18 protein-coding genes are annotated in these 17764 nt (G+C 75.3%); 10 read left to right on the plus strand and 8 right to left on the minus strand.

The features are described from left to right. Positions 1-23: 23 nt before the first annotated feature. The 3 genes from HKK73_RS10910 to HKK73_RS10920 form a co-directional block, all read right to left on the minus strand. Positions 24-1022 carry an iron-siderophore ABC transporter substrate-binding protein gene (locus HKK73_RS10910; RefSeq protein WP_171467989.1) on the minus strand — a complete coding sequence of 333 codons (999 nt, stop codon included), beginning with the start codon at positions 1020-1022 and terminating at the stop codon, positions 24-26. A gap of 86 nt (positions 1023-1108) precedes the next feature. Beyond that, complete coding sequence (locus HKK73_RS10915) at positions 1109-1969, minus strand: ABC transporter ATP-binding protein (protein ID WP_021482060.1); 861 nt, start codon at positions 1967-1969, stop codon at positions 1109-1111. 80 nt (positions 1970-2049) lie between these two features. Further along, entirely contained in the window at positions 2050-2934 is an 885-nt protein-coding gene (locus HKK73_RS10920) for an endonuclease/exonuclease/phosphatase family protein (RefSeq protein WP_082774365.1), read from the minus strand. A gap of 105 nt (positions 2935-3039) precedes the next feature. Between HKK73_RS10920 and HKK73_RS10925 the strand changes: the two genes are divergently transcribed. Both HKK73_RS10925 and HKK73_RS10930 read left to right on the plus strand, forming a co-directional pair. Beyond that, positions 3040-3672 carry a nucleotidyltransferase family protein gene (locus HKK73_RS10925; protein WP_076404711.1) on the plus strand — a complete coding sequence of 211 codons (633 nt, stop codon included), beginning with the start codon at positions 3040-3042 and terminating at the stop codon, positions 3670-3672. Positions 3673-3757: 85 nt separating this feature from the next. Then, positions 3758-4207, plus strand: coding sequence for an SRPBCC family protein (locus HKK73_RS10930; RefSeq protein WP_021483430.1), 450 nt, complete (start codon positions 3758-3760; stop codon positions 4205-4207). Here HKK73_RS10930 and HKK73_RS10935 read toward each other — a convergent pair. Next, on the minus strand, positions 4200-4337 hold the full coding sequence (locus tag HKK73_RS10935) for a hypothetical protein (RefSeq protein ID WP_171467990.1): 138 nt from the start codon (positions 4335-4337) through the stop codon (positions 4200-4202). The two genes, HKK73_RS10930 and HKK73_RS10935, sit on opposite strands and share 8 nt — an antisense overlap. A 7-nt stretch (positions 4338-4344) precedes the next feature. On the opposite strand from HKK73_RS10935, the gene HKK73_RS10940 reads away from it, so the two are divergent. Beyond that, positions 4345-5151, plus strand: coding sequence for an alpha/beta fold hydrolase (locus HKK73_RS10940; protein ID WP_171467991.1), 807 nt, complete (start codon positions 4345-4347; stop codon positions 5149-5151). After that, positions 5148-5852, plus strand: coding sequence for a triacylglycerol lipase (locus HKK73_RS10945; protein ID WP_171467992.1), 705 nt, complete (start codon positions 5148-5150; stop codon positions 5850-5852). Before HKK73_RS10940 ends, HKK73_RS10945 begins: the two co-directional genes overlap by 4 nt. A gap of 9 nt (positions 5853-5861) precedes the next feature. Here the strand turns inward: HKK73_RS10945 and HKK73_RS10950 are convergent, their stop codons facing one another. Both HKK73_RS10950 and HKK73_RS10955 read right to left on the minus strand, forming a co-directional pair. Continuing rightward, positions 5862-8096 (minus strand): ATP-binding domain-containing protein, encoded by a 2235-nt coding sequence (locus HKK73_RS10950; protein WP_253705621.1) that lies wholly within the window; start codon positions 8094-8096, stop codon positions 5862-5864. A gap of 87 nt (positions 8097-8183) precedes the next feature. Beyond that, on the minus strand, positions 8184-9065 hold the full coding sequence (locus HKK73_RS10955; RefSeq protein WP_253705622.1) for an RNA methyltransferase: 882 nt from the start codon (positions 9063-9065) through the stop codon (positions 8184-8186). A gap of 89 nt (positions 9066-9154) precedes the next feature. Between HKK73_RS10955 and HKK73_RS10960 the strand changes: the two genes are divergently transcribed. The 3 genes from HKK73_RS10960 to HKK73_RS10970 all read left to right on the plus strand — a co-directional run bounded on the left by HKK73_RS10960 (position 9155) and on the right by HKK73_RS10970 (position 12799). After that, positions 9155-9406 (plus strand): type II toxin-antitoxin system Phd/YefM family antitoxin, encoded by a 252-nt coding sequence (locus HKK73_RS10960; protein WP_171467993.1) that lies wholly within the window; start codon positions 9155-9157, stop codon positions 9404-9406. Further along, positions 9403-9816: a type II toxin-antitoxin system VapC family toxin gene (locus HKK73_RS10965; protein ID WP_171467994.1), complete on the plus strand. Its 414-nt coding sequence runs from the start codon at positions 9403-9405 to the stop codon at positions 9814-9816. Before HKK73_RS10960 ends, HKK73_RS10965 begins: the two co-directional genes overlap by 4 nt. 91 nt (positions 9817-9907) lie before the next feature. Next, positions 9908-12799 (plus strand): cation-transporting P-type ATPase, encoded by a 2892-nt coding sequence (locus HKK73_RS10970; RefSeq protein WP_171467995.1) that lies wholly within the window; start codon positions 9908-9910, stop codon positions 12797-12799. Here HKK73_RS10970 and HKK73_RS10975 read toward each other — a convergent pair. Together HKK73_RS10975 and HKK73_RS10980 are read right to left on the minus strand one after the other, a co-directional pair. Next, positions 12723-13871: a bifunctional glycosyltransferase family 2/GtrA family protein gene (locus tag HKK73_RS10975; RefSeq protein ID WP_171467996.1), complete on the minus strand. Its 1149-nt coding sequence runs from the start codon at positions 13869-13871 to the stop codon at positions 12723-12725. The genes HKK73_RS10970 and HKK73_RS10975 overlap by 77 nt on opposite strands. Then, positions 13871-14926 carry a phosphodiester glycosidase family protein gene (locus HKK73_RS10980; protein WP_171467997.1) on the minus strand — a complete coding sequence of 352 codons (1056 nt, stop codon included), beginning with the start codon at positions 14924-14926 and terminating at the stop codon, positions 13871-13873. The genes HKK73_RS10975 and HKK73_RS10980 overlap by 1 nt, the downstream gene beginning before the upstream one ends. 150 nt (positions 14927-15076) lie before the next feature. Here HKK73_RS10980 and HKK73_RS10985 point away from each other — a divergent pair, with 150 nt between their 5' ends. The 3 genes from HKK73_RS10985 (at position 15077) to HKK73_RS10995 (ending at position 17735) form a co-directional block, all read left to right on the plus strand. After that, on the plus strand, positions 15077-16843 hold the full coding sequence (locus tag HKK73_RS10985) for an FAD-dependent oxidoreductase (protein WP_171467998.1): 1767 nt from the start codon (positions 15077-15079) through the stop codon (positions 16841-16843). After that, positions 16840-17199 carry a rhodanese-like domain-containing protein gene (locus tag HKK73_RS10990; RefSeq protein WP_171467999.1) on the plus strand — a complete coding sequence of 120 codons (360 nt, stop codon included), beginning with the start codon at positions 16840-16842 and terminating at the stop codon, positions 17197-17199. Before HKK73_RS10985 ends, HKK73_RS10990 begins: the two co-directional genes overlap by 4 nt. Before the next feature lie 263 nt (positions 17200-17462). Then, on the plus strand, positions 17463-17735 hold the full coding sequence (locus HKK73_RS10995; RefSeq protein ID WP_086150609.1) for a metal-sensitive transcriptional regulator: 273 nt from the start codon (positions 17463-17465) through the stop codon (positions 17733-17735). Positions 17736-17764: the final 29 nt, after the last annotated feature.

Consider the following 17764-nt stretch of genomic DNA (forward strand, 5'->3'; position numbering starts at 1 on the left):
GTGCGCGCCCGAGGGTCTGCGCGTCAGGCCGTCAGGGCCTCGACGACCGCGCCGGCGTAGGCCGCGGCGGACAGCGGGCCGCCGAACATCCAGATGCCGTCGGGCAGACGGTGCACGTCGCCGGCCGTGACGAACGGGAGCTGCTCCCACACGGCGTTGCCGGCGAGGCCCTCCTCGAACGGGTTCGCCTCGGAGTCGCTCGCGACGTAGAGGAACTGCACGTCGCCGAGCTGGGTGAGGCCCTCGACGTCGGTCTGCGCGAGGCCGTAGTCGGGGTCGCCGCCCTCGGTCCAGGCGTTGACGAGACCGATCTCCTCGCCGATGGCGCCGAAGAACGAGCCCGGCGTGTACATGCGGATCGAGACCGCGCCGTTCGTCACCCAACCGTCGGCCATCGTGAACTCGGCCCCGGCGAGGCCCGCCTCGTCGAGCGCGGTGGTGGCCTCGGCGATCTTCGCGTCGTACTCCTCGAGCGCGGCGGCCGCCTCGTCCTCGCGACCCGTCAGGGTGCCGAGCGTCTCGACCGTGGAGCGCATGTAGCCGATGGGGTCCTCACCGTCGGAGCCGCGCAGCGCGAGCACCGGCGCGACCTCCTCGATCTGCGCGATGACGTTCTCCGGCAGGTCGGTGGTCGTCACGACGAGGTCCGGCTCGAGCGCCGAGATCGCGTCGAGGCTCGGCTCGCCGCGCGTGCCGACGTCGGGCGTGCTCGCGTCGATGGGCGCGACGGTGTCCCACGTGTTGTAGCCCTCGACGTCCGCCTGGCCGACGGGCTCGACGCCCAGCGCCACGAGGTTCTCCGTGAGGCCCCACTCGAGCGAGACGATGTCGGTGGCCGGGGCGTCGAGGGTGACCTCGCCGCGCTCGTCGGTGACGGTGACCGGGCCGGACGCGGCGTCGGTCGTCGCGCCGTCGGACGAGCCGCCGGTCGCGGGCTCCTCGGTCGTGCCGCACGCGGTGAGCGCGAGCGCGGTCGCGAGCGCGACGGCGCCCACGGCGAGGGAACGGGTGGTCGAGCGCATGGGTGTCCTTCGGGTTCGGTGCGGAGACGGTGCGGAGGAGTACGAAGAGGCGCGGAGAGTCGCGGCCCGGCGGCCGGACGCCGCGGTCAGACGAGGACGGCCGCGTCCAGCCGGGCGGCGTGCCGACCGAGCGGCTCGCAGCACGTGCGCCCCGTGAGGGGGTGCGTGTAGACGTCGACGTGGATGCCGTAGACCTCGGTGAGGAGCTCGGTCGTGAGCACGTCCTCGGCCCGGCCCGTGGCGCGCACGACGCCGCCGTGGAGCAGGACGACGTGGTCGGCCACCGCGGCGGCCTGGTTGAGGTCGTGCAGGACGACGCCCACGGCCACGCCGTGCTCGCTCGCCAGGTCGCGGACCAGGTCGAGCAGCTCGACCTGGTAGCGCAGGTCGAGGTACGTCGTCGGCTCGTCGAGCAGGAGCACCTTCGTGTCCTGCGCGAGGCACGTCGCGAGCCACACGCGCTGCAGCTCGCCGCCGGAGAGCTCGTCGACGCCGCGGTCGGCCATCGCGGTGATGCCCGTGACGTCCATGGCGTGCGCGATCGCGCGCGGGCCGTCGGGGTCGTTCGAGCGGAACCGGCCGCGGTAGGGGTGGCGCCCGTAGGCGACGACGTCGCGCACGCTCACGCCCGACGGCGTGGGCCGGCTCTGCGACAGGAGCGTCACGCGCCGCGCGAAGTCCTTGGCGTGGAGCGCGAGCGCGTCGGGCTCGTCGTCCAGGGCGACGGTCCCGGCGTCAGGCCGGTGCAGGCGCGCGAGCGAGCGCAGGAGGGTCGACTTGCCCGAGCCGTTGGGCCCGATGAGGGCCGTGACGGCCCCCGGGGCGAGCTCGAGCGCGGCGCCGTGGACCACGGTGCGGGCGTCGTAGGACAGCCGCAGGTCGTGACCCGCGAGCGCCGGGGCGCCGGGCAGGCCCGGCGCGACCGAGGCAGCTGAGGTTCCACTCACAAAGGTGAGGCTAATCTATGTCGCCCGCCCGGAACCAGCCCCTCACGTCCGTGTGACGGGGCTCACGAACGGCCTCGCGGTCAGCCCTCGGCGGCCCGGCCGGCCCGCCGTCGCGGCTCTCCCGCGCCCGCGGTGGGCGGCGCGTGGTCCTCGTCCGCCGCGTGCGCGCGGGTCGGGGACGCGTGCCGCTCCCCGCCGAGCGCGACGGGCACGACGAGCGCCCGGTGGTCCGACAGCCCCGTGTCGACCGCGACGGCGGGCGCCGTCGCCCGGACCGGGCCGTGGGCGAGCACGTGGTCGAGCTGGCGCGCGGGCTCGCCGACGGGGAACGTCGGCGCGGAGGCGAGCGGACGCCACCCGCTGGTGCGCGCCGCCTGGGGCGCCTCGATGTTGAGGTCGCCGAGCAGGACGACGGGCTCGCCGTCGGGCACGTCGGCGGCGAGCTCCCGGGTGAGCCGCACGAGCTGCGTGAGGTTGCGCCCGGGCACGAAGGTGAGGTGCGTGCACACGACCGTCACCGGCCCGCCCGGCGCCTCGACGCGCGCGACGAGGGCCGCGCGCGGCTCGTCGCGCACGAGCGTCGGCAGCCGGCGCCCGGGGAAGCGCACGGGCACGCGCGTGCGGGGCGCGGGCAGCAGGACGGTGCGCCACGCCGTGACGGGGTACCGGCTCACGACGGCGATCCCGTACGCCGCCCGGCCGGGCTGGTGCTCGCCCGTCGGGGCGGTCCACACGCCCGGCTCGCCGACGAGCGTCGCGACGAACCGGTGGTCGACGGCGCCCGCCGCCTCGGCCGCGACCGCGGTGAGGTCGGCGCGGTGCGAGCGGGGCTGGTCCCGGTCCACCTCCTGGAGCGCGAGGACGTCCGCGTCGAGGGCCCGGACGGCACCGGCGAAGCGGTCGACGTCGACGCGGTCGTCGACGAGCGACCGCCCGTGCAGGATGTTGAACGTCGCGAGGCGCACCCTCCCGATTGTGGGGACCACGGCCCGACGCCGCACGCGCTCGGCAGGGCGGCCGCTCCCCCGTGGCGACGTGCCAGCACCCCCGGGGTGGTGTAGACCCTGGGCATGGTGGACGACAGGGACGCACTGCACGACGGCCTCCGGATGACCGCCGCGGCGCTGGCCGAGGCCGAGATCCCGCACGCGCTCGTCGGCGGCTACGCGGCGTGGGCGCGCGGGGCGCCGGAGCCGAGCCACGACGCCGACTTCGCGATCCGCGAGGTGGACGTGGACCGCGCACGCGAGGTGCTGCGCGAGGCGGGGCTCGAGATCACGGAGCCGACGGAGAACTGGCTCTTCAAGGCCTACCACGGGGGCGAGCTCATCGACGTCCTGTACCGGATGGTCGGCGAGCCGATCGACGACGACCTGCTCGCGCGTACCGACGAGCTCGAGGTCCTCGCGGTCCGCATGCCCGTGCTGTCCGCGACCGAGATCATGGCGTCGAAGCTGCGCGTCCTCGGCGAGCACTACTGCGACTTCTCGCGGCTCCTGCCGGTCGCGCGGGCGATGCGCGAGCAGATCGACTGGTCCGACGTCCGGGAGCGCGTGGACGACAACCCGTACGCCCGCGCGTTCCTGTTCCTCCTCGACGAGCTCGCCGTCGTGGACGCGCAGGACATGGGCGACGACTCCCTCGGCTCGCGCACCGACGCGGCCGAGCCGGCGTCCGGAGACCCGTCGAGCGCGCTGGAGTGAGCCCGACCCCCGTTCGCCGCGCGAGCGGGACGTACCCCGGGAAGGGTGTGGTCGTACCGCCCGCCAACCACAGGAGGTATCACCGATGAGCACGGTCACCCAGTCGATCGACGTCGACGTCCCCGTCCGCACGGCCTACGACCAGTGGACCCAGTTCGAGGAGTTCCCCCGCTTCATGGAGGGCGTCGAGGAGATCCGTCAGCTCGACGCGACGCACACGCACTGGAAGACGAAGATCGGCGGCGTCGAGCGCGAGTTCGACGCGGAGATCACCGAGCAGCACCCCGACGAGCGGGTGGCGTGGAACAGCACGTCGGGCCCCGACCACGCGGGCGTCGTGACCTTCCACCGGCTGAACGACACGCAGACCCGCGTCACGGTCCAGCTCGACTGGACGCCGGAGGGGGTCGTGGAGAAGGTCGGCGACGTCCTCCAGCTCGACGAGCGCCGCGTCAAGGGCGACCTCGCCCGGTTCAAGGAGTTCATCGAGTCCCGCGGGGCCGAGACGGGCGCGTGGCGAGGAGACGTCAGCTGACGACCCGGAGCACGTCGCCGGCCACGGCCGACGACACCCAGCACGTCACGGAGCGGGTCCGGTTCGCCCGGGCCCGCTCCGGCGCGTCGTCCGGGACGTCGACTGCGTCGGCGGCGTCGGCGTCGGGCACAGCCGAAGTGCACTGCTCGGTCGGCGACCTCGCCGCCGTCGTGCACGTGTCCGGGGCGGACGCGCCCGACGTCGTCGTCGTGCTCGTGCACGGCGTCGGGACGTCGGCGCGCGCGTTCGACCCGGTGCGGCGCGCGCTCCTGCGGCCGGGCGCGCTCCCCCGGGTCGCCGTGCACGCGATCGACCTGCCCGGCTTCGGCGCGGCGCCCCGCGCGTCGCGCGACGTGTCGATCGAGGAGCACGCGGCGGTCGTCGCGGAGCACGTGCGCCGCCGACTGCTCGACCTGCCCGACGGCGCCCCGCGCCCCGTCGTCGTGCTCGTCGGCCACTCGATGGGCGGGCAGGTCGTCGCCCAGGCGATGGCCGACCACCCCCGCGAGGCGCCCGCGGGGGTGCTCGTCGGGCCGACGGCGGACCGCCACGCCCGCAGCGCGCCGCGCCAGGCGCTGCGGCTCGCGCGCGACGCGGTGGGCGAGCGGCCGCGCGCGCTCGCGACGCTCGCCGTCGACTACGTGCTGCGCTGCTCGCTGCCGCACTACGCGCGCCAGGTCCGGCACATGCTGGCGCACCGGCTCGAGGACGTCGTGCCGCACGTGCCGGGGCGTCTCGTCGTGGTGCGGGGCGCGCACGACCCGATCGCGCCGCGCCGGTGGTGCCGCGAGCTCGCGCTCGCCGCGCCGCGCGGCACGTTCCGCGAGGTCCGGGGACGCCACCACGCGATGGACGCCGACCCGGAGGGGATCGTCGCCGCCGTGCGTGATGCCGGTGGACTGCCGCGCGGACTGCCGCGAGACCTGCCCCAAGGCCTGCCGTGAGGGCGCCCCGCTGGCCCCGCTCGCTGCGGCTGCGCGACCGCGCGGTGGACTACGCGTACGTCGCCGCGCGCCAGGTCCAGGGCGCCCTGCGCGCGCGCCGACCCGTCCCGACCGGCCCCGGCGGCGCGAGCCCCGTCGTGCTCCTGCCCGGCGTCTACGAGACGTGGCAGCTCCTCGGGCCGGTCGCGACGGCCCTCGCCCGGGCCGGGCACCCCGTGCACGCCGTGCCCGGCCTCTGCTACAACCGGCGCCCGTTCGCCGAGGCGGCCGACCGCACGGCGGCATTCCTCGAGCGGTCCGACCTGCGCGACGTCGTCCTCGTCGCCCACAGCAAGGGCGGCCTCGTCGGCAAGCGCGTCATGCTGTCGGCCGCCGGGCCGCGCGTCGCCGGCATGGTCGCCGTGGCGACGCCGTTCCGCGGCTCGCGCTACGCGCAATACCTCCTCGGGCGCACGCTGCGCGCGTTCTCGCCGCGCGACGCCGCGCTGGTCGCGCTCGCCGCCGAGCGCGGGGTCGACGCGCGCATCACGGCCGTCTACCCGCGCTTCGACCCCCACATCCCCGAGACCGGCCGCCTCGAGGGCGGACGGAACGTCGAGCTGCCGCTCGCCGGGCACTTCCTCCCGCTCGGCGACCCGGCGCTCGTCGAGGTCGTGGTGCGGGAGGTCGACCGGTTCGCCCGGGCGGCGCCCCCGGACTGAGCGCGGCCCTCAGGCCGAGCCGACGGGCTCGCTCACCGCGACGCGCACGAGCTCCTGCGTGCACCGGGTCATCGCCACGTACAGCCCGTTCCACCCGCGCGGCTCGGCGGCGACGCCGTCGGGGTCCACGACGACGACCGCGTCCCACTCGAGGCCCTTCGCCTCCGACGTCCCGAGGACGGGCACGCCCTGGACCGCCGCGCGCAGCGTCGCGAGGCGCGCGAGCGGCGCCACGACGCCCACGGTCCCGCCGTCGTACCGGGCCGCGAGGCGTGCGACCTCGGCGGCGACCGTCTCACCCAGTCGTCCTGGCGCGCCGCCCGGCACGACGACGTCCCGCGGCTCGACCCCCGCGTCCCGCACCGCGCGCGGCGGGTCGTTCCGGCTGTCCGCGGCGCGCAGCACCGGCCCGACGAGCGCCATGACCTCGCGCGGGGTGCGGTAGCAGATGGTGAGGTCCGCACGCCGCCAGCGGTTCCCGAGGACCGGCCCGACGGCGTCCGCCCAGTCCGTGTGGCGGTGCGGCGCCTCGGTCTGGTCGACGTCCCCGACGGCCGTCACGGACCGCGTCGGGCAGCGGCGCAGCACCATGTTCCAGTGCATGGGCGAAAGTTCCTGCGCCTCGTCGACCACGACGTGCCCGTAGACCCAGTCGCGGCGCGCGGCCGCGCGCTGCGCGAGGAACTCGCCCTGCTCGCCGGGCGCGTCGGGAGCCCCCAGCGCGTCGGCGAGCGCGTCGAGCAGCGGCACGTCGCTCGGTGCGAGCGCGGGCGGCTCGCTCGTGACGCGGCGCGCCTCTGCCGCCGTCAGGTCGGGCGCGTGGCGCGCGAGGAGCGCGGCGTCGCCCAGCAGGTCCGCGAGCGCGGTGCGGACGCCCGTGACGGGCCACCAGGCGTCGACGGCGGCCGCGAACCCGGCGTCGCGCGCGAGGTCCTCCCGGAGCCGGTCGAGGTCCTCCTCGGTGAGCTCGCCGTCGACGTCGCCGCCGCGCGCGCCGGTCGTGGGGGCGCGGTCGTCGCGCGCGGCGAGCCCGGCGTCGAGCTTCCCGAGCACGTCCTCGAACCCCTCCTCGACCCGTTCGAGCAGCTCGGCGTGGCGTGCCGCGGCCTCGTCCACGAGAGCGTCGAGCAGCAGGTCCACGGCCCGGCCCCGCGCGGCCAGCACGCTGCGACCTCCCGCGCGAGAGGCACGGAGGACCTGGGCGACGCGGGCCGCGTCGAGCGTGAGCGGCTCGCCGTCGAGGCGGACCGTCAGTTCTCGCGCATCCGGGACGAGGGAGTCCGCGTACCGGGCGACGACGTCCTGCCACAGCGCGCGCCCCTTGATCTCCGCGACGTCGCGCGCCTCGTCACGCTCCGGCGCGACGCCGGGCACGAGCGTGTCGCACGTCGCCGAGACGACCGCCGTCTCCCCGAGCGCGGGCAGCACCTGCGCCACGTACTCGAGGAAGCGCGACGACGGCCCGAGCAGGAGGACGCCCCGCTCCGCGAGGTGCGGGTGGGTGAACAGCAGGTACGCGACGCGGTGCAGCGCGACGACGGTCTTGCCCGTCCCCGGGCCGCCCTGCACGACGAGCACCTGGTCCGCCGGGGCGCGCACGATCGCGTCCTGCTCCGTCTGGAGGGTCGCGACGGCGGTGCCCATGCGCCCGGTACGGCGCTCCGACAGCGCCGCGAGCAGCGCGCCCTCGCCGACGAGGCCGCCCTCCTGCTCCGCCCCGGTCGCCGAGCCGTCGAGCGGCTCGTCGTCCACGCCGGTGACCCGGTCCCCCGCGGTCCGCACGTGCCGACGCCGCGCGAGACCCTGCGGTTCGCGCGCTGTCGCGGTGTAGAAGGCGCGCGCACCGTCAGCACGCCAGTCGAGCACGAGCGGGTCCGCGTCGTCCTCGGGCGCAGTGATCCCGACGCGCCCGACGTGGCGCGTGACCCCGTCGACGGTGTCGACGCGGCCGAAGACGAGCCCGCTCTCCGCGCGCTCGAGCTCCGTGCGACGGCGGCGCAGCCCGGCGCGCCGCGCGCGCTCGACGACGGCCTCGGCCCCGGGCGGGCCCGCGGCCGGGACCCGGTCGGCGACGTCGTCGGCAGGGGCGGCGAGCTGCGCGTCGAGCTCCGCGAGGAGCTCCGCGCGGCGGGCGAGCGCGGCGTCGAGGTGCTGCTGCTCCTCGGCGACGGCATGCGCCGCGGCGTCGCGCAGGCGGTCGGGACGGGTGGTGGCACGCAGGGACGGGGAGGGCTGGACCGGCACGGGACCTCTTCTCGTACGACGTACGGACACGGGCCCAACGCGTCGGGGAGCACCGTTGTTCCCGTCGCTCCCGCCGCGACCGACGAGTCAGGGAACGCGCGTCGCCCAGAACGCGACAGCCGACGCCGCGGCGACGTTGAGCGAGTCCACTCCCCCCGCCATGGGGATCGTCACGACCCGGTCCGCCGCCTCGATCGCGCCGCGCGACAGACCGTCGCCCTCCGTGCCGAGCACGAGCGCGAGCCGCTCGGGCGGGTCGGCCACGACGTCGTCGAGGCTCACCGCGTCGTCGGCGAGGGCGAGCGCCGCGACCGTGAACCCCTCGTCGCGCAGCAGGTCCAGCCCGCCCGGCCACGTCTCGAACCGCGTCCACGGCACCTGGAACACCGTGCCCATGCTCACGCGCACGGAGCGGCGGTAGAGCGGGTCCGCACAGCGCGGCGAGACCAGCACCGCGTCCACGCCGAGCGCGGCTGCCGAGCGGAAGATCGCCCCGACGTTCGTGTGGTCCACGATGTCCTCCAGCACCGCGACCCGCCGCGCGCCCGTGCCGCCGCGCGCCGCGGAGAGCAGGTCGCGCACGGGGACCAGCGGCGGGCGGTGCATCGCCGCGAGCGCCCCGCGGTGCAGGTGGAACCCGGTGATCGCCTCGAGCACGTCGGGCGCCCCGACGTACACCGGGACCTGCTCGCCCGTGCCGCCCGGGGCGTCGTCGACCGGCAGCGCGGCGATGTCGTCGGCGAGGTCGTCGAGCCAGCGCTCGGCCATGAGGAACGACCGGGGCCGGTGCCCGGCGGCGAGCGCCCGCCGGATCACCGTCGAGCTCTCGGCGATGTACAGCCCCTTCTCCGGCTCGTGCTTGGACCGCAGCGCGACGTCGGTCAGGCGGTTGTAGTCCGCGAGGCGGCCGTCGGCGGGGTCGGTGACGTGCACGACCCGCAGGCCGGCTCGGGTGCTGGTCTCGCTCACGTCGTCGATTCTCCCAGGCATGCCACGCGCCTTGATCCCCGGCTCCGTCCTGTCTAGTCTGTCCAGACAGGACGAGGAGCGGGGGTCCCATGAGCTGGCAGGTGCAGGACGCGAAGCAACGCCTGAGCGAGGTCTTGCGAGAGGCCGAGAACGGTCCACAGGTCATCACCCGGCACGGCAAGGAGATCGCCGTCGTCGTCGGGATCGACCTCTACCACGAGCTCGCCGGGGTCCGGGTGGAGCTCGCCGACTACCTCCTTCAGGCACCCACGGCGGACGACCTCGACCTCACCCGTGACCGGACTCCGTTGCGCGAGCTCGATCTCGGGGTCGACGCGTGAGGTACCTGCTCGACACGAACGTCGTGTCCGAGCTCGTGCGAACCCGACCGGACGAGCAGGTCGTCGCATGGCTCCGCGGGCTGCGGACGCCTCAGATCTACCTCTCGGTGCTGACCGTCGGCGAGATCCGCACCGGGGTCCAGCGCCTCGTGCCCCGCGACGCCGCACGGGCGACCGCGCTCGAGACGTGGGTCCACGGTCTCGAGGAGACGTACGGGGACCGCATCCTGCCCGTCACGCTCGAGATCGCGCAGCGATGGCCGGCCGTGCACGCGGCGCACCCGCTGCCCGTCGTCGACTCCCTGCTCGCGGCGACCGCGCTCGCCCACGGGCTCACGGTGGCGACACGGAACACCCGGGACTTCGTCGACAGCGGCGTCCCGGTCGTGAACCCGTTCTCCTCACCCTGACCGCCGGCCGCTGACCACTGACCGCTGGCGTGTCGCGGGTCACGGTCCTTCGCCCCTCGCGCGATCCGGGCATCGGGGGTCGAATAGGGGCATGGGATCCGCGCCGGACGCTGCACCGACCCCCGCCACGGCGGTCTCCTCGACCTCGGCGAGCACGACCGAGCGCTCGCTCGACGCGCCGTGGTCGCGCCCGCCCGACGCCGTCCTCGCCGAGCTCGGCACGGACGCGGGCGGCCTCTCCACCGCCGACGCCGCGACGCGGCTCGCGGAGGTGGGGCCCAACCGGCTGCCGCCGCCGCAGCGCGACCCCTTGTGGAAGCGGATCCTCGTCCACTTCGACGACATCCTCATCTACATCCTGCTCGTCTCGGCGGTGCTCAAGGCGATCCTCGGCGACTGGGTCGACTTCACGGTGATCCTCGCGGTCGCGGTGATCAACGCGGCGATCGGGTTCATCCAGGAGGGGCGCGCGGAGAGCGCGCTCGAAGGCATCCGGAACATGCTGTCCGTCAACGCCGAGGTGCGGCGCGACGGCGCGTGGGCCCGCGTGGACGCCGACGACGTCGTGCCCGGCGACGTCGTGCGCGTGCGCTCGGGCGACCGCGTGCCCGCGGACGTCCGGCTGATCCAGGCGACGAACCTGCGCGTCGAGGAGTCGGCGCTCACGGGCGAGTCGGTCGCGGCGGCAAAGTCGGTGGCCCCGGTCGGGGCGGACGCGGGCGTGGGCGACCGGTCGAGCATGCTGTTCTCGAGCACGCTCGTGGCCGCGGGCCAGGGCGTGGGCGTCGTCACCGCGACCGGGACGGCGACCGAGATCGGCCGGATCCAGACGATGATCTCCGAGGTCCGCAGCCTCGCGACGCCGCTGACGCGCCAGCTCGACCGGTTCGGCAAGCTGCTCGCGGTGCTCATCCTCGCGATGGCCGTCGTCATGGTGATCATCGGCCGGGTCGTGCACGACTTCTCGGTGCCCGACCTCATCTCGGCGTCCATCGGCTTCGCCGTCGCCGCGGTGCCGGAGGGCCTGCCCGCGCTCGTAACGATCACCCTCGCGCTCGGGGTGCAGCAGATGGCCCGGCGCCGCGCTATCACGCGCAAGCTCCCCGCGGTCGAGACGCTCGGCTCGGTGACCACGATCTGCTCGGACAAGACCGGCACGCTCACCAAGAACGAGATGACGGCACGCACGGTCCGCACGAGCGGGCGCACGTTCGCGGTCGCGGGCGCGGGGTACGCGCCCGTGGGAGACGTGACCGTGCCCGACGACGCGCCCCGCCCCGGGTCGACCGGCGCACCCGACGAGGTGGACGGCGCGGGCGAGGGACCGGCGTCGGGCACCCGGCACGCGGACCTCGCCGACGACCGCGACCTCGCGGCCCTCGCGACGGTCATGATGCTGTGCAACGACGCGCGGATCGTGCCCGACGGCGAGGACACCGACGGCTGGCGGCTCGTCGGCGAGCCGACGGAGGGCGCGCTGCGCACGCTCGGCATGAAGGCCGGCGTCGACCCGACGGGGTGGCGGCGCGTCGCCGTCGTGCCGTTCGAGTCCGAGAACAAGTTCATGGCGACGCTCGACGCAGACCCCGACGGCGGCCTGCACGTGCACGTCAAGGGCGCGCCCGACCGCGTCCTCGACCGCTGCGCGACCCAGGTCGGCCCGGACGGCGGCAGCGAGCCGCTCGACCGCGCGTTCTGGGACGCGCAGATCGACGTGCTCGGCGGGCAGGGTCTGCGCGTGCTGGCAGCCGCGCGACGCCCGGCCGCCGACGGCACGGCGGACCTCGACGTCGCCGACGTCGCGGACGGCCTGGAGCTGTGCGGGCTCGTCGGCATCGTGGACCCGCCACGCCCCGAAGCGATCGAGGCCATCGCCGAGTGCCGCGACGCGGGCATCCGCGTGAAGATGATCACCGGCGACCACGCGGGCACCGCGCTCGCGATCGGCCGCGAGATGGGCATCGTCGACGCCCACGACGGCTCGTCCGCGCCGGCCGTGCTCACCGGCCCCGAGCTCGAGGAGATGAGCACGGAGAAGCTGCGCCAGGTGGTGCGCGACGTCGACGTGTACGCGCGCACGAGCCCCGAGCACAAGATCCGCATCGTGTCCGCGCTCCAGTCGCACGGCGAGGTCGTCGCGATGACGGGCGACGGCGTCAACGACGCCCCCGCGCTCACCCAGGCGGACGTCGGCGTCGCGATGGGCATCAAGGGCACCGAGGCGACCAAGGAGGCCGCCGAGGTCGTGCTCGCCGACGACAACTTCGCGACCATCGAGCGGGCCGTGAAGGAGGGGCGGCGGATCTACGACAACATCCGCAAGTCCGTCCTGTTCCTGCTCCCGACCAACGGCGCGCAGTCGCTCGTCATCCTCGTCGCGGTCCTGTTCGGCCTCACCCTGCCGCTCCAGCCGGTCCAGGTGCTGTGGATCAACATGATCACCGCGGTCACGCTGTCGCTCGCGCTCGCGTACGAGAAGGCGGAGCCCGACGTCATGCGCCGCGCCCCGCGCGACCCGAAGGCGTCGATCCTCGACGGCGCGTACGTGCGCCGCATCCTGCTCGTGTCGCTCCTCATCGGCGGCGCGACCATCCTGCTGTTCTACGTCGAGCGGGCGCAGGGCGTCCCGCTCGCCGAGGCCCAGACGACGGCGGTCACGATGCTCGCGCTCGGCCAGCTCGCCTACCTGTTCAACTGCCGGTTCCTCGACCGGTCGAGCCTCACGCTCGACGTGCTGCGCGGCAACCGGGTGGTCTGGGTCTCGGCGGCGACGCTGCTCGCGCTGCAGGCCGTCTTCGTCTACGCACCGTTCATGCACTCGTGGTTCGACTCGGCGCCCATCGCGCTCGCGGAGTGGGGCAAGACGCTCGGGCTCGCGCTCGTCGTCTTCCTGCTCGTCGAGGTCATCAAGTGGGTCGGCCGGCGCTGGACGGCGCGCGATCACGTGCCCGCCCTCGTCGAGCGGCACGACGGTCAGCACTGAGAGGCGCGAACACCACGCGCCGCTGCACCTCGTAGCTCGTCGCGACGAGCACGGCGTCGGTGCCGACCTTGGCCGCGAGGAGCGGCAGGCCGATCCCGGTCAGCAGCGCGAGCAGCCCGTAGCTCGCCGCGAGCAGCACGACCGCGAGCGCCACGTACCGGGCCGCCGCGACGCGTAGCGGGAGATCGCGCCCGCCCGGGAACACCAGGCGGCGGTTCACGGCGAAGTTCACGCCCGCGCTGAGCAGGCGCGCGCCCACCACGGCCGCCAGGAGCGACCCGGTGAGCGCGTGCAGCGCGAGCAGCGCGACGACGTCGACCGCGGCCGACCCGAGCGACGACGCCGCGAACCGCAGCAGCGGCGCCCACACGCGCAGCGAGTCGGCGACGGGCCGGAAGTGCGAGGACGCGTTGTCGTCGAGGTACACCGTCGCGACGTCCACCTCGACGATCCGGCGGCCCGCGCGGGTCGCCTCGAGGAGCGCGCGCAGCTCGTACTCGTACCGGTCCCCGCGCACGGCGAGGAGATCGTCGAGCAGGCCCGGCCCGTAGGCGCGCAGCCCGGTCTGGGTGTCCCGGACACGCGTGCCGGTCGTCGCGGCGAACGCCCAGCGGGTCGCGGCGTTGCCGACGCGGCTGCGCACCGGCACGTCGCCCGCGAAGCGGCGCGCGCCGAGCACGACGGCCTCGGGCTCGGCCTGCGAGCGCGCGGCGACCCGCAGCACGTCGACGACGGTGTGCTGCCCGTCCGCGTCGGCGCACACCACGCCGTGGCCGGGCAGCCGGTCGCGCACCCACCGGATCCCGGTCCGCAGCGCGTGGCCCTTCCCACGGTTTACCGGAACGGTGAGCACCACGGCGCCCAGCGCCCGCACCGTGCGTAACACTCCCCCGCACCGCCGGTCGCTGCCGTCGTCGACCACCACGACCGGGGACCCGGGGACGGCCGCCCGCAGCGCGTCGACGAGCGCGACGAGCCGCGCGTCGGGCTGGTACGCGGGCACCACGACGGCGGTCCGCGCGACGCTCGTCGCCGGGTCCGCGGGCTGCTCGCGCGTGGTCGCGGCGGTCATCAGGCACCGTCCGCGACGTAGAGGACGTCGGACGTGCCACGCTCACGGCCCTGTGACGGGCTGTTGACGACCTCGCCGTCGAACCAGAGGGTCGAGGACCCGCCGCCGTCGATGTTGTAGGCGGTCGTCGCGCCGAGGTCCTGCAGGATCTCGGCGAGCTCGGTCGTCGTCGCGCCGCGCGAGTAGCCCTCCTGACGGCCGTCCACGACGACGAGGACGAGGTGGTTCTCGTCGACGACCCCGATCGCCGTGCGCGGCTGCTCGCCCTGGATCGAGTGGTTCCCGACGTTCGTGTCGACCTCGACGTCGTCGATCCCGGCCACGACCTCGCCGTCCTCGACGAGCGCGGGCCCGAACGACAGCGTGTTCCACACCCCGGCGTCGACGAGGCTCTGCGCGTCCGTCGTCGTCTCGTCGTAGACCTCGACATGGCCGTCGCGGTAGAGCGCGAGGCCCTCGCGCGCACCCTCGTCCCGGTACACGACGCCGTTGCGGACGACGATGCCGGTGTCACGGAACCCGTAGTAGTCGCCGTTGACCGCGAGGACGGCGCCGTTGTCGGCAGCGATGTCCGACGTCGTCTCCGTGATGTTCGTGCCGAACGCGTCCTGCGCGAACGCGGAGCGCAGGTCCGTCATGTCGGAGAGCACGACGTCGGCCACGTAGTACGTCAGGGTGTCGTCCCCCGACCCGGTGGTCACCCGGGAGACCGTGATGCTCGTGCTGTCGGACGTGTACGTGTCGCCGTCGACCGTCCCGGTGCCCGCGGAGGTGCCCGCCGAGGTCCCGGTCGAGGCGCCCGCGCCGTCGTCCGCGGTCGCCCCCTGGCCCGACGCCCCGCTCGCGTCGAGACCCTGCGAGGCCTCGTACGCCGACACGTCGGCGATCTCGACGTGCTCGACGACGAACCGGTCCAGCGCCCACGCCGTGGCGCCACCCAGCGGGAGCAGCACGGCAAGGGCCGTGACGATCGCGGCACGCCACCGTCGTCGGCGTCGGGACACGGGCGGCGGGGACGAGGCGGGAGGGGCGGGGTGCGGGGCAGGGGTGCTCATGGGCCGTGTCTACGGAGCGGGCGTGTGCTGTCCGGATGCCACGGCTGTTCGTCCGCTGTGAGCGGCCGCGCGGCGCCCGGGGCGTCCCGTGACCGACTTCTCAGCCCGTCGGCTTGCGTCGACCGATACCCCGGGGGGTATCGTCAGAGCATGATCCCCTCGACCCCCGGCTCGACGACCCACCCGTCCGACCCCGACGGCGCCCGCCGCATCGTCGTCGTCGGCGGCGTCGCGGGCGGCATGAGCGCCGCCGCGCGCGCCCGCCGTCTCGACGAGAGCGCGTCGATCATCGTGCTCGAGCAGTCCGACCACGTCTCGTTCGCGGGCTGCGGCCTGCCGTACCAGGTGGCGGGCGAGATCGCCGAGCGTGACGCCCTCCTGCTGCACACGCCCGCCTCGCTCCGCGCGAGCCTCGACCTCGACGTGCGGACGCGTCACCGCGTCACCGCGGTCGACCGCGCGGCGCGCACGGTCACCGTCGCCGCCGAGGACGGCACGTACGAGCTCGGCTACGACGCGCTCCTCCTCGCGCCCGGCGCGACCACCGTGCTCCCGCCCGTCGCGGGCCTCGACCACCCGGCCGTGCACACGCTGCGGACCATGGCGGACCTCGACGCCCTGTCGGCCCGGCTCGCGCAGCTCGAGGCGGAGGTCGCCGCGGGCCGCACGGCCCCGCTGCGGGCCGTCGTCGTCGGCGCGGGCTTCATCGGGCTCGAGGCCGTGGAGGCCCTCGTCGGCCGTGGTCTCACGGTCGACGTCGTCGAGCGCGCCGACCAGGTGCTCCCGCCGCTGGAGCCCGACCTCGCGCCGCTGCTCGCGGCCGAGCTCCGCGACCACGGCGTCGGGCTCCACCTCGGGAGCTCCGCGAGCGCCGTCGTGCCGCAGCCCGAGGGCGCGGACCACGCCGTCGCGCTCGAGCTCACGGACGGCACCGCCCTCGACGCCGACGTGGTGCTCGTGAGCGTCGGGGTGCGGCCCGCGAGCGATCTCGCGGCGGCTGCCGGGCTCGCGCTCGGCGAGCGCGGAGCGATCCGCGTCGACGCCGACCAGCGCACGTCCGACCCGCACGTGTGGGCCGTCGGCGACGCCGTCGAGGTCGTGCACGCGGTCACCGGAGCGACGGGCCCCGTCCCGCTCGCCGGCCCCGCCAACCGCCAGGGCCGGCGCGCCGCGGACTCGATGCTGGGCCACCGGACGACACCGCAGGCGCCCGTGCTGGGCACCGCGATCGTGCGCGTGTTCGGCCTCACCGCCGCCGTGACCGGGCCGAGCCACGCGACCCTGGCGGCGGCCGACGTCGTGCACGAGCAGGTGCGCGTCCACGCGGCCCACCACGCGGGCTGGTTCCCCGGCGCCGAGCCGGTCCACGTGACGGCGAGCTTCGCGCCCGACGGCCGCATGCTCGGCGCGCAGGCCGTGGGCCGCGCGGGGGTGGACAAGCGCATCGACGTGCTCGCGACCGCGCTGCGCGCCGGGCTCACGGCCGACGACCTCGCGGAGCTCGAGCTCGCGTACGCCCCGCCCTACGGCGCCGCCAAGGACGTCGTCAACATGCTGGGGTTCGTCGCGCAGAACGTGCTCGACGGCACCATGCCGCAGTGGCACGCGGCCGACCTCGACGAGGTCGTCGCGACGTCGCTCGTGCTCGACGTCCGGTCGCGCGCCGAGCACGCCGGCGGCCACCTCGACGGCGCCCTCAACGTGCCGCACACCGAGCTGCGCGAGCGGCTCGACGAGGTGCGCGCCGCCGCGGCGGGGCGCCCCGTCGCCGTGCACTGCGCGAGCGGCGTGCGGTCGTACCTCGCCACCCGTGTCCTGCTCGCCGCCGGGCTCGACGCGCGCAACCTCTCCGGCGGCTGGCTCACCCTGACCACCACGCCGCGCGCCGCGCGCACCCTCGAAGGAGTCCCCGCATGATCGTCCGTCTCCGCCGTCTGTTCTCCCGCTCGTCCGACGACGGGGGCGTGCGCCCGACCGTCGACGCCGCCACCGCGGTGCAGCTCGTCCGTGACGGCGCGACGCTCCTCGACGTGCGCGAGCGCGACGAGTGGCGCGCCGGGCACGCGCCCCAGGCCGTGCACGTGCCGCTCGCCGACGTCCCGTCGGCCGCGCCGCGGCGCCTGCAGGACGGCGCGACCGTCGTCGTCGTGTGCGCGTCGGGGATGCGCTCGCGCACCGCGGCGCGCCAGCTCCGCTCGCTCGGCTACGCCGCGACGAGCCTGTCCGGCGGGCTCGGCGCGTGGCAGGCCGCGGGCGGAGCCGTGCGACGCTGATCCTGCGCCACCACGCACGGGCCGCACCCGGCCCCGCCGAGCCCCGACCCCCGCACCCCCGATCGACCCCCACACCCGAGGAGACCCACCATGTGCAGTCCCGCCCTGTGCCGCACCTGCGGCAAGACCACCTGGACCGGCTGCGGCATGCACGCCGACGAGGTCATGGCCGAGGTGCCGCCCGAGCAGCGCTGCACCTGCGCCTGACCAGGCGCGCCACGACGAGAACCGACAAGAACACCGACGAACGCAGGAGGACGACCGTGGAGCTCGACCCCACCGACATGGGCAAGGTCGCCAACCGGCTCAAGCGCGCCCAGGGCCAGCTCGCGGCCGTCGTGCGCATGCTCGACGAAGGGCGGGACTGCGAGGACGTCGTCACGCAGCTCTCCGCCGTCTCGCGCGCCCTGGACCGGGCCGGGTTCGCGATCATCGCGTCCGGCATGCGCCAGTGCCTCACCGAGCCGACCGAGGACGGCGAGGACCCGACGCTCGACGTGGCGAAGCTCGAGAAGCTCTTCCTCTCGCTCGCCTGAGCGCGACGGCCGGTACGCACGCGGCCCGC

Origin of the sequence: Cellulosimicrobium sp. 72-3 (genome assembly GCF_013127315.1) — a bacterium.
Lineage (GTDB): Bacteria > Actinomycetota > Actinomycetes > Actinomycetales > Cellulomonadaceae > Cellulosimicrobium > Cellulosimicrobium funkei.